This is a genomic window from Microbacterium sp. NPDC055442, assembly GCF_053644215.1.
This window is the reverse complement of sequence record NZ_JBSHLF010000004.1, coordinates 361,054-375,364: the sequence shown is the minus strand read 5'-3', so window position 1 is coordinate 375,364 and position 14,311 is coordinate 361,054. Positions and strand designations below refer to the sequence as shown.

Sequence of the window (14,311 nt, the reverse complement as noted above, 5' to 3'; positions counted from 1 at the left end):
CTTCGCCGACGTGCGGCATCCCAGGCCGACCGGATGTGGAGAACTCCGCGCCCGATCCCCGCTGTGGAGGAACCGGGTCAGTCGGTACTCGTTCGCGCGACGTCGAGCACGATGATCGTGATGTTGTCGCGCCCGCCGTTCTCGAGCGCCGCGTCGAGCATCGCCTGCGCAGCATCCGCGGGATCGGCGTTCTCGCCGAGGAAGTGCTGGATCCCGTAGTCGGTGAGCTCTTTCGTCAGGCCGTCGGAGCAGATGACGAATCGGTCCCCGTCGGCCACCTCGAGTCGCACGTAGTCGGGAGTCACGCCGTCGCTCGGACCGACGGCACGGGTGATGACGTTGCCGTACGGGTGGTTCTCGGCTTCTTCGGGGCTCAGCCTGCCCGCCGCGATGAGCTCCTGCACGACCGAGTGGTCCGTCGTGATCTGCGCGATCGTGCCGTCGCGCAGCAGGTAGACGCGCGAATCGCCGATGTTCAGGGTGACCCAGTGCGGGGCGACGCCGGACACGTCGAGGTAGACGCCCGTCACGGTCGTACCCGTGCCTTCGTCGGTCGCCTCGGGGTGTGCCGATATGTCCTTCACGGCGCGGGCGAGGGCCTTCTCGATCGACCGGGGGGTGACCGCGTCACCGAGCGCGCCGAGGCGGTCGACGGCGCTCGCGCTGGCGATCTCACCGCCGATGTGCCCGCCCATGCCGTCGGCGACGATGAAGAGCGGGAAGCGGGTGAGCAGGGCGTCCTGATTGATCTCGCGACGACGGCCGCGATGCGTGATCGCCGCCCAGGACAGGTCGATTCGACCACCGGGGACCGTGACGGCGCAGGATTGCGTCGTTGTGTCGGGCACTCGCCGTCCTCCCCGTGAACCGGTCGCCTGGTCCGCCGGAGCGGCCGGACCGGCGTGCTCACATCCTAGTGGGTTCGCAGGCAGCGCCAGCGGCGCCGGTCGATCCGCAACGTGCTTCGCGCCCGTCGAACCGACTCGGGATGCCGCGCTGTCGCTCTGACGTCCCGGTCGATTCAGACCTGGGCGCCGGGGTCCTCGGGCAGCGGGAACAGTGCATCGATCGCCGCGATGTCGTCGGCGGTCGGGCTCCAGGCCGTCGCGGCGGCCGCGTTGGACTCGACCTGCTCGGGGCTCGTCGCACCCGCGATGACGCTCGCGAGCCCCGGACGCGCGAGAAACCAGCCGAACGTCGCCTGCAGCATCGTGATGCCGCGTTCGTCGCAGAACGCCTGATAGGCCTCGAGGGTGTCCCACGGTGCATCCCGCCAGACGTGTTCGCGCTGCCGCATGATGCGCGTGTCGGCGGGTGCGTGCTCCCGCGAGAACTTGCCGGTGAGCAGTCCGTTGTGCAGCGGGAAGTACGGAAGGAACCCGAGCCCGAACCGGTCGACTGCGGGCAGCACGTCGCGCTCGGCCGCGCGTGCCAGCAGGCTGTAGTGATTCTGCGCGGATACGAAAGGGATGCCGGCGCGCTCGGCGGCGACGTAGTGTGCCTCGGCGATCTGCCAGCCTGAGAGGTTCGAGTGGCCGATGTAGCGGATCTTGCCCTCTCGGACGAGGTCGCCGAGCGCATCGAGGGTCTCTTCGATCGGCGTCGCCGGGTCGGGGGTGTGCAGCTGATAGAGGTCGATCCAGTCGGTCCTGAGGCGCGTCAGCGACCCCTCGACGGCGCGGCGGATGTACGCCCGCGATGCCTTCGCGCCCGACACCGGATACCCCATGTCTCGACCGTGGTGCCCGAACTTCGTCGCCAGCACGACGTCGTCGCGGCGCCCCTGCAGCGCCTCGCCCATGAGGCTCTCGGACAGTCCCGGCTCGCGGCCATACATGTCGGCGGTGTCGAGGAACGTGACGCCGCTGGCGATCGCGGCATCCAGAACGGCGCGCGTTCCCTCGAGCGTCTCAGTCTTCGCGCCCTCGCGACCGAAGTTGTTGCAGCCGAGACCGACGGACGAAACGAGGAGACCGGATGCACCGACGCGGCGCGCGGGGATGTCAGAAGCCATGTGCTCGAGGCTAGCGGAGACCGCGAGACTGCAACGGGGCGCCGAGACAGCGGGGTTTGCCCGCTGTCTCGGCCTGCCGATGCAGTCTCGCGGGACACGGCGCCCCCGCGGATGCGGGGGCGCCGGGGTCAGGGTCGCGGTGCGTCGGGAGCGTCCGGTCCGGCGGGGGGCTTGGGCGACGCGGGAGGCTCAGGCGACGCGGGAGGCTCAGGCGACGCGGGAGGCTCAGGCGACGCGGGGGGCTCGGGCGACGCGGGAGGCTCGGGCGATGCCGGGGGCTCAGCGGACGCGGGCGGCGCGGGCGGAGGCGTGTAGCCCGAAGGCGGCGCCGGGGGCGGCGCGTAACCCGCGGGCGGCACGGGCGGAGGCGTGTAGCCGGTCGGAGGTGCCGCGGGCGGCTGGTATCCGGGCGAGGGCTGGTAGCCCGCGGGCGGAGCCTGGTAGCCGGCGGTCGGCTGCCCGTAGGCGGACCCACCGACGGGGGCACCCGGCTGCACCGGAATGCCCTGCCACACGACGTTGTCCTTGAGGAACGAGTTCACCCACGGAGCGGGGCGGATACCGGGGTTCCACGCCGACGACGAGAAGGCGAGGATGCCGAGCCAGATGAGTGAGCCGACACCCGGAATGAGCCACAGCAGCAGGAACGGCCAGTCCTTGCCGAGCTTGAGCCCGACGCGCCAGCCGACCAGGACAGCGGCCGCCACCGCGACGATGCTGAAGATCCAGCCGATGAGCGGGATCTGGCCGAGCAGCGACGAGGCGACGATCGCGCCGAGCATGACCCACGGAGAAAGGTCACCGAGCTTGGCGAAGACCATGACGTTGTAGATCGGCACCCATGCGCGCCACTTGCCTTCCACACCGGCTTTTTCGAAGATCTTCATCAGGAACCACGACGAGATGAGATATCCCGCGAGTGCGAAGATCAGAAGGAACGGAAGAATCAGCAGGAGCCAGGCGAACGCCCACGCCCCGCCGTAGTCGTAGTAATCAGACAAGAGACGGCCTCCTAGACCGCTGGTGTCGATACGCGTGTTTTCACGGCACCGGCGAGCAGAGCGCCCGCGGCGTACATGCTAGCGACACTCCGCGTCCGCGCGCGTGCGCAACGTGCGTTTCGGGGGGATCACCCCCGGCCGGCGACCGGCGTTCAGGCGAAAAGTTCGAGCTCGCCGGAGGCGCCGTCGCGGATACGCAGCCCCGCCGCCTCGCACCAGCGCACGAAGCCACGACGCGAGCCGATGCGCGGGCGCGTCGTCGCGAGACTCCGCACGAGGAGCCCCTTCGCACGCTTGTTGAAGTGGTTCAGAGCGCGGGCGGTTCCGTCCGCGCCCTCCGTGACGACACGCACATACGCCGACTCCGCATCGGCCGGCACGGGCCCGAGTGCGACGTACGCTTCGGAGCGCAGATCGAGCAGGAACGGCGTCGACGTCTCGGCGAACGCCGCCGTGACGGCATCCGCCCATTCCCGTCGCAGCGGCGCGAGCCCCGGAAGCGACGCGCCCGCCGCGAGCCGATAGGCCGGAATCGGGTCGAGGGCGCCGACCGGACCGAACGGCGCCGAGTGGATGAGTACGTGACGCCCGAGCCACCGGCGTGCGGCAGGGTCGATCGATCCGGCATCCAGGGCGTCGTACAGCACGCCGGTGTAGCGATCGACGGCAGGCATCGTCGATGCACTGTGCAGGGCGGCGTTCACGCCGACCTCGTCTACCTGACGGGCGCTGAGCTTCAGGACGCGCGCGGCCTCATCGGGGTCGGCGGAAAGGCCCACGAGCGCGGCCGTGACCCGCTCGCGCTGCGGTTGCAAGCCGGGCAGGGCCAGCCGTGCGAGGTCGAGCGGCCCCCCGGTTCCCCCCGGGCGCTTCGTCTCGGAGGGTGGCAGCAGCACGAGCATGATCAGATGACCTCACGAAAAGGCGAACGCCGCCCGGCGGACCGGGCGGCGTTCGAGGTGTCAGCGTTCAGGAGATGAGCGCCGCGTTGCCCGCGACGATCGTCAGCTCGTCACCCGACATCGAAAGGAAGCCGGATTCGGCGTTCGCGACGATCTTCGTCCCCGAGGTCTCGGTGATGCGCACCTGCCCCTCGGCGAGGATCGCGAGCACGGGCTCGTGACCGGGCATGAAGCCGATCTCGCCCAGCACGGTCTTGGCGACGACGATCGACGCCTCCCCCGACCAGACCTCCGCGTCCGCGGAGACGAGACTCACGTTGAGCGGCATGATCAGCCGTTCTCCTTCTGGATGCGTGCCCACTGCTCTTCGACGTCGGAGATGCCGCCGACGTTGAAGAACGCCTGCTCGGCGACGTGGTCGAAGTCACCCTTGACGATGGCGTCGAACGACTCGATCGTCTCCTTGATCGGAACCGTCGATCCCTCGACACCGGTGAACTTCTTGGCCATGTAGGTGTTCTGCGAGAGGAACTGCTGGATGCGGCGTGCACGCGACACGACGATCTTGTCCTCTTCGGAGAGCTCGTCGACACCGAGGATCGCGATGATCTCCTGCAGTTCCTTGTTCTTCTGGAGGATCTGCTTGACGGCGGTCGCCACACGGTAGTGGTCGTCACCGATGTAGCGCGGGTCCAGGATGCGGCTCGTCGAGGACAGCGGGTCGACGGCGGGGTACAGACCCTTCGACGCGATCTCACGCGAGAGCTCGGTCGTGGCGTCGAGGTGCGCGAACGTCGTCGCCGGTGCCGGGTCGGTGTAGTCGTCGGCGGGGACGTAGATGGCCTGCAGCGAGGTGATCGAGTGACCGCGCGTCGAGGTGATGCGCTCCTGGAGCACACCCATCTCGTCGGCGAGGTTCGGCTGGTAACCCACGGCCGACGGCATACGGCCGAGCAGCGTCGAGACCTCGGAACCGGCCTGCGTGAAGCGGAAGATGTTGTCGATGAACAACAGCACGTCCTGCTTCTGCACGTCGCGGAAGTACTCCGCCATCGTCAGCGCCGACAGGGCGACGCGCAGACGCGTTCCCGGCGGCTCGTCCATCTGGCCGAAGACGAGGGCGGTCTTGTCGAAGACGCCGGCTTCGTCCATCTCGGCGATGAGGTCGTTGCCCTCACGCGTGCGCTCGCCGACACCGGCGAACACCGAGACGCCACCGTGGTCCTGCGCGACGCGCTGGATCATCTCCTGGATGAGGACGGTCTTGCCGACGCCGGCACCGCCGAAGAGGCCGATCTTTCCACCCTGCACGTACGGGGTGAGCAGGTCGATGACCTTGATGCCGGTCTCGAACATCTGCGTCTTCGACTCGAGCTGGTCGAAGTTCGGCGCCTTGCGGTGGATGGGCCAGCGCTCGGTGATCTCGATCTTCTCGCCGGGCTCGGCGTTGAGGATGTCACCCGTGACGTTGAAGACCTTGCCCTTGGTGACGTCGCCGACCGGAACAGTGATCTGCTCGCCGGTGTTGCGCACCTCCTGGCCGCGGACGATGCCGTCCGTGGGCTTGAGGGCGATCGCCCGGACGAGGTCGTCACCGAGGTGCTGAGCGACCTCGAGCGTGATCTCGTTGGACTCGCCGTCGATGACGATCGTCGTCTTCAGCGCGTTGTAGATGTCGGGGATCGCATCGTGCGGGAACTCGATGTCGACGACCGGGCCGGTGACCCGCGCGACGCGGCCGACGACGGAGGTGTCCGTCTTTTCAGCGGTGAGGCTCATGGCTTCTTCTCTTTCGTGGGATCTATTTGCCGGACGAGAGCGCGTCGGCGCCGCCGACGATCTCGGCGATCTGCTGCGTGATCTCGGCCTGGCGTGCGTTGTTGCGCAGGCGCGTGTAGTCGGTGATGAGCTTGTCGGCGTTGTCGCTCGCAGACTTCATCGCCTTCTGCGTCGCGGCGTGCTTGGCCGCCGACGACTGCAGGAGGGCGTTGAACACGCGGCTCTGGATGTACACCGGCAGGAGGGCATCGAGCACGACGGATGCGTCAGGCTCGAACTCGTACAGCGGGTACACCTGCGCCGACGTCTCTTCTTCGGCTTCGACGACCTCGAGCGGCAGCAGGCGAACCTGCTCCGGCGTCTGGGTCATCATGCTGACGAACCGGTTGTAGACGAGGTGGATCTCGTCGACTCCGCCGTCCTGCCCGCTGCGGTCGTACGAGTCCAGCAGCACGGCTGCGATCTCTTCGGCCGTCGAGAAGTGCGGCGTGTCGGTGTCGCCCGTCCATTCGGCGGCAGCATCCATCCGACGGAACTGGAAGTATCCGACGGCCTTGCGGCCCACCAGGTAGAACACCGGCTCCTTGCCCTGCTGACGCAGGAGCTCGGCCAGCTCGAGACCCTCTCGGAGGATCTGCGAGTTGAAGGCGCCCGCCAGGCCGCGGTCCGACGTGAAGATCACGACGGCGGAGCGACGGATCGTCTCGCGTTCGACGGTCAGCGGGTGGTCGATGTTGGAGTGTGTCGCCACGGCGGAGACGGCCCGTGTCACGGCCCTCGCGAAGGGCGACGACGCGCGAACACGCGCCATCGCCTTCTGGATACGCGAAGCCGCGATGAGTTCCATCGCCTTCGTGATCTTCTTGGTCGTCTGAGCAGAACTGATCTTCTGCTTGTAGACCCGCAGTTGTGCGCCCATGGTTCCTGTCCAGCCCGCGGTTAGCGGCGGCCCTTGACGATCTTCTCCTGGTTCACGTCGTCCGCCGCAGCGGCCGCGACCTCTTCGTGTCCCGGCTTGCCGATCGCCTGGCCCTTGCCCGCCCGGAACTCGAGGATGAACTCATCGGTCTTCTTGTCGAGCTCGGCGACGGTCGCGTCATCGAGGACGTTGGTCTCGCGGAGCGTGTCGAGGATCGACGTGTTCCGGCGCAGGTAGTCCAGCAGCTCGCGCTCGAAGGACAGCACGTCTTCGACCTCGAGCGTGTCGAGCTTGCCGTTCGTGCCGGCCCAGATCGAGACGACCTGCTCCTCGACGGGGTACGGCGAGTACTGCGGCTGCTTGAGCAGCTCGGTCAGTCGCGCACCGCGCGCCAGCTGACGACGGGATGCCGCATCCAAGTCGCTCGCGAACATCGCGAACGCCTCGAGAGAGCGGTACTGCGCCAGTTCGAGCTTGAGCGTTCCCGACACCTTCTTGATCGACTTGACCTGAGCGTCACCGCCGACTCGCGAGACCGAGATGCCGACGTCGACAGCGGGACGCTGGTTGGCGTTGAACAGGTCGGACTGCAGGAAGATCTGGCCGTCGGTGATCGAGATCACGTTGGTCGGGATGTAGGCCGAGACGTCGTTGGCCTTCGTCTCGATGATGGGCAGACCCGTCATCGAACCGGCACCCAGCTCGTCGGAGAGCTTCGCGCAACGCTCGAGCAGACGCGAGTGCAGGTAGAAGACGTCACCCGGGTAGGCCTCACGGCCCGGCGGGCGGCGCAGCAGCAGCGACACGGCGCGGTAGGCCTCGGCCTGCTTCGACAGGTCGTCGAAGATGATCAGGACGTGCTTGCCGTCGTACATCCAGTGCTGGCCGATGGCCGAGCCGGTGTACGGAGCGAGGTACTTGAAGCCGGCGGGGTCGGATGCGGGAGCGGCGACGATCGTCGTGTACTCCATCGCGCCGGCGTCTTCGAGCGCGCCCTTGACGGAGGCGATCGTCGAGCCCTTCTGACCGATCGCGACGTAGATGCAGCGCACCTGCTTCGACGGGTCGCCCGAGGCCCAGTTGGCCTTCTGGTTGATGATCGTGTCGATCGCCAGGGCCGTCTTGCCGGTCTGGCGGTCACCGATGATGAGCTGACGCTGACCGCGGCCGACGGGGATCATGGCGTCGATCGCCTTGATGCCGGTCTGGAGGGGCTCGTGCACGCTCTTGCGCTGCATGACGCCGGGCGCCTGCAGCTCGAGCGCGCGACGGCCGTCGACGGGCGAAATCTCGCCGAGACCGTCGATCGGGTTGCCGAGCGGGTCGACGACGCGGCCGAGGAAGCCGTCGCCGACGGCGACCGACAGGACCTCGCCGGAGCGCGTGACCTGCTGGCCGGCTTCGATGCCGGAGAACTCGCCGAGCACGACGACACCGATCTCGTGCTCGTCGAGGTTCTGTGCGAGGCCCAGCGTGCCGTTCGCGAAGGTCACGAGCTCGTTCGCCATGACGCCGGGCAGGCCCTCGACGTGCGCGATGCCGTCGGCGGCGTCGATGACGGTGCCGACCTCGGTCGCCGCGGCCCCGGTGGGCTCGTACGCGGCGACGAAATCCTTCAGCGCGTCACGGATGACGTCGGGGCTGATTGACAGTTCTGCCATTGTCTTCCCTTTGTTTTCACTACGGTGTGGGGCGTCGGCCCCGAAGTCTCCGCCGGTTCGGCTGAACCGGCGGGAAGTCTGTACTACCCCGCGAGCCGCTGCCGCAGGTCGGCCAGCCGTGACGACACGCTCGCGTCGATCACATCGTCGGCGATCTGCACGCGCAGGCCGCCGACCACCGAAGGGTCGACGACGGTGTTGAGCGCCACGGCCGCACCGTAGCGCTGCGCGAGCAGCGAGGCGAGGCGGGTGGACTGCGTCTCGCTCAGCGGTACGGCCGTGACGACCGTCGCGACCTTGCGGCCCCGCTGATCGGCGACGAGGCGTTCCGCGCGGGCGAGCATCTGACGCACACGCCGCTCACGCGGCTGCTGCACGAGCGAGGACACGATGAGCGTCGTCGCCGGGTGCGCGCGCGAGCCGAGGAGCTTCTCGATGAGAGCGCCCTTCGCCGACGCGTCGCCCAGGCGGCTGCCCAGAGCGAGCTCGAGTTCGGGGTTCTCGGCGACCGTGCGGGAGAACCGGAACAGCTCCCCCTCGACGTCGGCACCGGCTGTCGCCAGCGCCGTGACGCGGACGGCGAGCTCCTCGATGCCGTCGATGAGATCCGACGCCGAGGACCACCGCTGATCGACCGCGCTGGTCAGCAGCGAGAGCGTCGTCGCCGACAGCGCCGATGCGAAGACATCGGTGACGACCTTGCGCCGTGCAGCGGGCGCTGCGGCGGAGTCGGCGAGCGCGCCGCTCAGCTGCGACGAGTCGCCGACGGCCCGCGCCGCGGCGAACAGCTCGCGGGCGACGTCGAGATCGACTCCCGACGCGGCGTCGAGCGCCGCCGTCGTCGCCGCGAGGGCCTGAGTGGTCGCGCTGCCCATTACGCCTTTGCTCCTTCGGACGCCTCGAGGTCGGCGAGGAAGCGGTCCACGACCGCCTGTGCCTTCGCGTCGTCCGAGAGCGTTTCGCCGATGACTCCGCCGGCGAGGTCGAGGGCGAGCGTGCCCACCTCGCTGCGCAGCGACACCAGGGTGCTCTGACGCTCGGCTTCGATCTGCGCGTGCGCGGACGCGGTCACGCGGGCCGCCTCGGCGGTTGCGCTCTCCTTCGCCTCGCTGACGATCTTCTTGCCATCTTCACGCGCGGCGTCGCGGATCTCTCCGGCTTCCTTGCGGGCGTCGGCGAGCTGCGCCGTGTACTCGGCCAGCGCGGCCTCGGCCTTGCGCTGTGCCTCGTCGGCCTTGGCGATGTTGCCTTCGATCGCAACGGCACGCTGGTCGAGCATCGTCTTCATCTTGGGAAGGGCGACCTTCCAGAAGACGAAGAGGATGACGACGAAGCAAACCGCTGACCAGATGATGTCGTACCACGCGGGGATGAGCGGGTTGTACTCGCCCTCTTCCGCGGCGTACGTGACAAGAGCGTTCAGCATCCTGTCTCCTTAAGACTGGTGGGAGGGATCAGTAGCCGAAGATGAAGGCGGTGGCGATGCCGATGAAGGCGAGTGCCTCGGTGAAGGCGATACCGATCCACATGAGGACCTGCAGGCGGCCGGCCAGCTCGGGCTGACGGGCGACGCCCTCGATCGTCTTGCCGACGACGATGCCCACGCCGATGGCGGGACCGATGGCGGCGAGGCCGTAGCCGACGGTTGCGATCGAACCGGAGACCTGGGCGAGAACCGTAGTTGCGTCCACGGGGGTGTTTCCTTTCGGTTGGGTGGGTAGGCGCGAGCCTGCCCGCTCAGTGCTCTTCAGCCACCGCGAGCTGGATGTAGACCGCGGTGAGGATGGCGAAGACGTATGCCTGGAGGAAGGCGACCAGCAGCTCGAATGCTGTGAAGGCGAAGCCGAAGGCGAGGGAGCCTGCAGCCAGCGCCGACCACCACCCGCCGAGGTCCAGGAGGAAGAAGTGGGTCGCTGCGAAGAACAGGACCAGCATGAGGTGACCGACCATGAGGTTCATGAGCAGTCGGAGGGTCAGCGTCACGGGCCGGATGATGAACGTCGAGATGAACTCGAGCGGCGTGACGATGATGTAGAGAACCGGCGGAACGCCCGAGGGGAACAGCGCGTTCTTGAAGAAGTTCTTCGGGCTCTTCTTGACACCCGCGTAGATGAACGTGAAGTAGCTCACCAGCGCGAGCAGCAGCGGCACCGCGATGATGCCCGTGCCGGGCATGTTCAGGAACGGGATGACCCCGGTCAGGTTCATGAACAGGATCATGAAGAACATGGTCGTGAGGATGGGCAGGAACCGCTGGCCGTCCTTCTTGCCCAGGAGGTCTTCGGCGATGTTGACGCGGACGAAGTCCAGGCCCATCTCGACGAGGCTCTGGAAACGGCCGGGCACGAGCTTCATGCGCCGGGTGCCGATCCAGAAGACCAGCACGACGGCGATGGTCGCGATGATCTGGACCATGTGGATCCGGTTGAACTCGAACCCACCGATCGTGAAGATCGCTTCGGGGAAGAATTCCGTGATCGAGGGTCCGTGGAACTCGGGTCCCTCGTCCACGGTGGCGTGGGCGATCAGGGTCGCAGCTTGAGTAATCAGCGCGGGCTCCAGCTTCGGGGCACCGGTCTAGGACCGTTGCGACGATGGTCGGTGAGCGTCACTCCGCAAGCACTCGGAAACCGAGCGGGCGGGCGCGGGATCCAGCCTATCAAACCTTGGAGCCACCTGAATCCGCATCCGGTCCCTTGTTCTCGTCGAGCACCGGTGCGGAATGAGGCGCAGCATCCGGATCAGACGTCGGCAGCGTCACGTCGCTCACGTGCGGGATGCGCATGCGCAGCATGACGACGACGTCGATCGCGAGGGCGGCCAGCACGCTCACGACGACGGCGACGAAGAAGATCGTGGGATGCATCCACGGTTGGTCGCGGAGAACGAGCAGCAGGACGATGAACACGATGAACTTGAGGATCCAGCCGCCCATCACGATGCCGAAGAAGAGCGGCACGTAGATCGGATCGCCGTACCACCGGTTGGCGATCAGGATGCTCGTGCCCGTGATGGCGAGGAAGATCGCCGCCAGGAGGACACCCGCCAGTGCACTCCACAGTCCGTCGGTGCCGGCGATGAGGAAGCCGAGGACCGCGCCGACGACGGCGAGGACCGCCGTCACGACGGCGGACCACAGCAGGGTGGTGCGCAGGATCGGGGTGCTCGAAACCGGGCTGGTGCTCATCGGGCGTTCTCCTGGGGTCTGGCGGCGACCGGCGAGCGCCGGCGCGAGGGAAGGAAGGTCAGCACGAGGCACACCGCGACGCCGACGACGCCGAAGGCGACCCCGAACAGGTAGTCCCCCGGCCAATCGGACTGAGTGCCGATGTACATCAGCAGGAAGCCGAGGCTCACGACGGCCGTCCACGCGTAGAAGATCAGCACGGCGTCGCGATCGGTGTGGCCCATGTCGAGCATGCGGTGGTGCAGGTGCTTGCGATCGGGAGAGAACGGCGACTTGCCCTTGCTGACGCGACGGATGACGGCCAACCCGAAATCCAGCAGCGGCAGCAGCACGACCACGATCGGCAGCAGGATCGGGATGAAGGCACCCAGCAGCTGCGACCGGCCGAACTCGTCGGGGTCGAGCATGGACGGCTCGAGCTGTCCCGTGATCGCGATCGCCGACGTCGCCATGAGCAGCCCGAGCAGGAGGGCACCCGAATCGCCCATGAACAGCTTCGCGGGGCTCCAGTTCATGGGCAGGAATCCGATGCAGACGCCGATCAGGACCGCGGCGATGAACGAGGCGAGGTTGAAGTAGGTGCTGGCGCCGGTGTCGCGGGCGAACAGGTACGAGTACGCGAAGAACACGACGTTGGCGATGAGGCAGACACCGGCGACGAGACCGTCGAGACCATCGATGAAGTTGACGGCGTTCATCACGACGACGATCGCGAAGACCGTGAGGGTGAAGCTCATCCAGCCCGACCACACCGTCATGCCGCCGATCGGCAGGGCGTAGATCTGCAGTCCACCGAACCACGCGATGCAGCCGGCCGCGAGGAACTGCGCCCCGAGCTTGATCATCCAGTCGAGGTCCCAGAGGTCATCGGCGACGCCGACGACGACGATGAGCAGGGTCGCCGCGAGGATCGCCCAGATGCGCTCGGGCGCCGCCCACACGAGCTCGAAGAAGGGGTTCTGGGCTGAGACGAGGAAGGCCGCCGTCACCCCGAGGAACATCGCGATGCCGCCGAGCCGCGGCGTCGGCTGCTTGTGCACGTCGCGTTCGCGGATCCCCGGATACAGCTTGTACTTCAGGCTCAGCCGCCACACACCCCACGAGAGCGCGAAGGTGAGCGCCGCGGTGAGGATGATCGTGAAGATGTATTGCTTCACGCGCCCTCGCCGTCGCCGTGCTCCTCGGGGTCGGGTTCGAGGAGATCGCCGATGACGGCACGCAGGCGCGCGCGGTCGACGGCGCCGTCGCGCAGGACCCGCACGAGAGGCCGGGTTCCGCCGACGAAGCTCGTCGCGTCGATGATCGTCGACGCGATCCCCGTCGCGGACGGTCCGCCGTCGAGGTAGACGTCGACCGCATCGCCCAGCATCTGCTGCGCCTGGTGGATCATCACGGCCGCCGACTCGCCCGTGCGGTTCGCGCTCGAGACGGCGAGTGGGCCGGTCTCGGCGAGGAGCTCGAGGGCGATGCGGTGGTCGGGCATCCGGACCGCGACGGTGCCGTGGGTCTCACCGAGATCCCACGTGAGCGACGGCTGGGCCGGCATGACGATCGTGAGACCGCCCGGCCAGAACTCCTCGACGAGCCGCTCCACGGGCTCGGGCACGTCGGCGACGAGCGCCCGCAGCGTGTCGATGCCCGGCACGAGCACGGGCGGCGGCGACTGACGGCCCCTCCCCTTGGCGTCGAGCAGCCGCTGCACGGCGGCGGCCGAGAACGCGTCGGCACCGACGCCGTACACGGTGTCGGTGGGCAGGACGATGAGCCCGCCGCGTGCCACGGCGCGTCGCGCCTCGCGCATGCCGGGGAGCAGCTGCGACTCGTCGCGGCAGTCGAAGAGGGAGGACATGACCCGGACAGTCTAATCAGCGCGGGCCGGTGTTCCCCTGTGGCTCAGGGCCGCACGGCCGTCGTCGCGCGATCGCGCATCGTCAGATCGGGGTGGGTCGCCGTGGAGCGCCATCCGTCGGCGGCGAGCAGCTGCCGGATCGGCGCGCCCTGCCATTCCCCGTGCTCGATGACGATCATGCCGCCCGGGTGCGCGAGGCGCAGGCCCACACGACTGAGCACCCGCACGACGTCGAGGCCGTCCGCACCCCCGTAGAGCGCGGCCGGTGGGTCGTACATCCGCACTTCGGGATCCCGTGGGATCGCGGCATCCGGCACGTAGGGAGGATTGGATGCCACGACCGAGACGGACCCGTCGAGCTCGGGGAACGCCTCGGCGAGGTCGACGAAGGTCAGGCGCGCGTTGTCGGCGCCGACATCCTCGAAGTTCCGTGTCGTCCAGCCGAACGCGTCGGCGGAGTTCTCGGCCGCGTGCACCAGGGCGTGCGGCACTTCGGTCGCCATCGCGAGGGCGATGGCTCCGCTGCCCGTTCCGAGATCGACCGCGATCGGAGCGGGGGATGCCGCGGCGCGCAGCGCGTCGATCGCGAGCTGCGCGACGATCTCGGTCTCGGGGCGCGGCACGAAAACACCCGGGCCCACCTTCAGCTCGAGGTGGCGGAAGGGCGCCGTGCCGGTCAGGTGCTGGAGCGGCTCCCTCGTCGCGCGTCGAGCGATGAGCGCGTCGTAGCGCGCAGCATCCGTCGGTGAGATCTCGTCGCCGCGCACGAGCGCGGCCTGCACGCTTCCGCGGTTCGTGCCCAGCACGTGCGCCGCGAGCAGTTCGGCGTCGACGACGGGCTCGGCGACGCCGGCCTGCGCGAGGGACTCGACACCGCGACGGACGACGGCGGAGAGCGCGGAAGGTGTGTCCATGAGCTGACCAGCCTATCCGCGGCGTGGCGTCATACTCGGCCCGGGTGCCCCGCGCTCCTCTAGGCTGGATGACGGTCACGATCCT

The 14,311-nt window shown here is 68.1% G+C and carries 16 protein-coding genes; all 16 read right to left on the bottom strand.

Annotation, left to right across the window (positions count from 1 at the left end; genetic code table 11):
* Window positions 1-77 precede the first annotated feature (77 nt).
* A complete protein-coding gene (locus tag ACWIBS_RS11425) occupies window positions 78-848 on the bottom strand; it encodes a PP2C family protein-serine/threonine phosphatase (protein WP_376129958.1) in 771 nt (256 codons plus the stop codon).
* Window positions 849-1,021: 173 nt separating this feature from the next.
* Window positions 1,022-2,014 (bottom strand): aldo/keto reductase, encoded by a 993-nt coding sequence (locus ACWIBS_RS11420; protein WP_376129961.1) that lies wholly within the window; start codon window positions 2,012-2,014, stop codon window positions 1,022-1,024.
* A 128-nt stretch (window positions 2,015-2,142) separates the two neighbouring features.
* A complete protein-coding gene (locus ACWIBS_RS11415) occupies window positions 2,143-3,015 on the bottom strand; it encodes a large exoprotein (RefSeq protein ID WP_376129768.1) in 873 nt (290 codons plus the stop codon).
* Between the two features lie 152 nt (window positions 3,016-3,167).
* Window positions 3,168-3,917, bottom strand: coding sequence for a YaaA family protein (locus ACWIBS_RS11410; RefSeq protein ID WP_376129765.1), 750 nt, complete (start codon window positions 3,915-3,917; stop codon window positions 3,168-3,170).
* Window positions 3,918-3,984: 67 nt separating this feature from the next.
* Entirely contained in the window at window positions 3,985-4,245 is a 261-nt protein-coding gene (locus tag ACWIBS_RS11405; protein WP_376129762.1) for a F0F1 ATP synthase subunit epsilon, read from the bottom strand.
* 2 nt (window positions 4,246-4,247) lie between these two features.
* Window positions 4,248-5,696 carry a F0F1 ATP synthase subunit beta gene (atpD, locus tag ACWIBS_RS11400; protein ID WP_376129758.1) on the bottom strand — a complete coding sequence of 483 codons (1,449 nt, stop codon included), beginning with the start codon at window positions 5,694-5,696 and terminating at the stop codon, window positions 4,248-4,250.
* Between the two features lie 22 nt (window positions 5,697-5,718).
* Window positions 5,719-6,615 (bottom strand): F0F1 ATP synthase subunit gamma, encoded by an 897-nt coding sequence (locus tag ACWIBS_RS11395; RefSeq protein ID WP_376129755.1) that lies wholly within the window; start codon window positions 6,613-6,615, stop codon window positions 5,719-5,721.
* Window positions 6,616-6,635: 20 nt separating this feature from the next.
* Window positions 6,636-8,276 carry a F0F1 ATP synthase subunit alpha gene (atpA, locus tag ACWIBS_RS11390; RefSeq protein WP_376129753.1) on the bottom strand — a complete coding sequence of 547 codons (1,641 nt, stop codon included), beginning with the start codon at window positions 8,274-8,276 and terminating at the stop codon, window positions 6,636-6,638.
* An 83-nt stretch (window positions 8,277-8,359) separates the two neighbouring features.
* Window positions 8,360-9,151 carry a F0F1 ATP synthase subunit delta gene (locus ACWIBS_RS11385; RefSeq protein ID WP_376129750.1) on the bottom strand — a complete coding sequence of 264 codons (792 nt, stop codon included), beginning with the start codon at window positions 9,149-9,151 and terminating at the stop codon, window positions 8,360-8,362.
* Window positions 9,151-9,702: a F0F1 ATP synthase subunit B gene (locus ACWIBS_RS11380; RefSeq protein WP_376129747.1), complete on the bottom strand. Its 552-nt coding sequence runs from the start codon at window positions 9,700-9,702 to the stop codon at window positions 9,151-9,153. Before ACWIBS_RS11380 ends, ACWIBS_RS11385 begins: the two co-directional genes overlap by 1 nt.
* A 28-nt stretch (window positions 9,703-9,730) precedes the next feature.
* Window positions 9,731-9,967, bottom strand: a complete 237-nt coding sequence (gene atpE, locus ACWIBS_RS11375; protein ID WP_141882353.1) for an ATP synthase F0 subunit C — start codon at window positions 9,965-9,967, stop codon at window positions 9,731-9,733.
* Window positions 9,968-10,013: 46 nt separating this feature from the next.
* A complete protein-coding gene (gene atpB, locus ACWIBS_RS11370; protein WP_376129744.1) occupies window positions 10,014-10,787 on the bottom strand; it encodes a F0F1 ATP synthase subunit A in 774 nt (257 codons plus the stop codon).
* A 148-nt stretch (window positions 10,788-10,935) separates the two neighbouring features.
* Window positions 10,936-11,463: a hypothetical protein gene (locus ACWIBS_RS11365; protein WP_376129741.1), complete on the bottom strand. Its 528-nt coding sequence runs from the start codon at window positions 11,461-11,463 to the stop codon at window positions 10,936-10,938.
* The gene (locus ACWIBS_RS11360; protein ID WP_376129739.1) at window positions 11,460-12,620 is read right to left on the bottom strand and encodes an MraY family glycosyltransferase; all 1,161 of its coding nucleotides are present in this window, start codon (window positions 12,618-12,620) and stop codon (window positions 11,460-11,462) included. The genes ACWIBS_RS11365 and ACWIBS_RS11360 overlap by 4 nt, the downstream gene beginning before the upstream one ends.
* A complete protein-coding gene (locus ACWIBS_RS11355; protein ID WP_376129736.1) occupies window positions 12,617-13,312 on the bottom strand; it encodes an L-threonylcarbamoyladenylate synthase in 696 nt (231 codons plus the stop codon). Before ACWIBS_RS11355 ends, ACWIBS_RS11360 begins: the two co-directional genes overlap by 4 nt.
* Window positions 13,313-13,356: 44 nt before the next feature.
* The gene (gene prmC / locus ACWIBS_RS11350; protein ID WP_376129733.1) at window positions 13,357-14,226 is read right to left on the bottom strand and encodes a peptide chain release factor N(5)-glutamine methyltransferase; all 870 of its coding nucleotides are present in this window, start codon (window positions 14,224-14,226) and stop codon (window positions 13,357-13,359) included.
* Between the last annotated feature and the right edge of the window lie 85 nt (window positions 14,227-14,311).

Excerpts from the sequence above, each read along its gene's own strand:
- ACWIBS_RS11380 (WP_376129747.1), bottom strand. The coding sequence starts at position 9,702 with ATGCTGAACGCTCTTGTCACGTACGCCGCGGAAGAGGGCGAGTACAAC.
- ACWIBS_RS11410 (WP_376129765.1), bottom strand. The coding sequence starts at position 3,917 with ATGCTCGTGCTGCTGCCACCCTCCGAGACGAAGCGCCCGGGGGGAACC.
- ACWIBS_RS11405 (WP_376129762.1), bottom strand. The coding sequence starts at position 4,245 with ATGCCGCTCAACGTGAGTCTCGTCTCCGCGGACGCGGAGGTCTGGTCG.
- ACWIBS_RS11385 (WP_376129750.1), bottom strand. The coding sequence starts at position 9,151 with ATGGGCAGCGCGACCACTCAGGCCCTCGCGGCGACGACGGCGGCGCTC.
- atpD (WP_376129758.1), bottom strand. The coding sequence starts at position 5,696 with ATGAGCCTCACCGCTGAAAAGACGGACACCTCCGTCGTCGGCCGCGTC.
- ACWIBS_RS11395 (WP_376129755.1), bottom strand. The coding sequence starts at position 6,615 with ATGGGCGCACAACTGCGGGTCTACAAGCAGAAGATCAGTTCTGCTCAG.
- atpA (WP_376129753.1), bottom strand. The coding sequence starts at position 8,276 with ATGGCAGAACTGTCAATCAGCCCCGACGTCATCCGTGACGCGCTGAAG.
- ACWIBS_RS11420 (WP_376129961.1), bottom strand. The coding sequence starts at position 2,014 with ATGGCTTCTGACATCCCCGCGCGCCGCGTCGGTGCATCCGGTCTCCTC.
- prmC (WP_376129733.1), bottom strand. The coding sequence starts at position 14,226 with ATGGACACACCTTCCGCGCTCTCCGCCGTCGTCCGTCGCGGTGTCGAG.
- ACWIBS_RS11365 (WP_376129741.1), bottom strand. The coding sequence starts at position 11,463 with ATGAGCACCAGCCCGGTTTCGAGCACCCCGATCCTGCGCACCACCCTG.
- ACWIBS_RS11355 (WP_376129736.1), bottom strand. The coding sequence starts at position 13,312 with ATGTCCTCCCTCTTCGACTGCCGCGACGAGTCGCAGCTGCTCCCCGGC.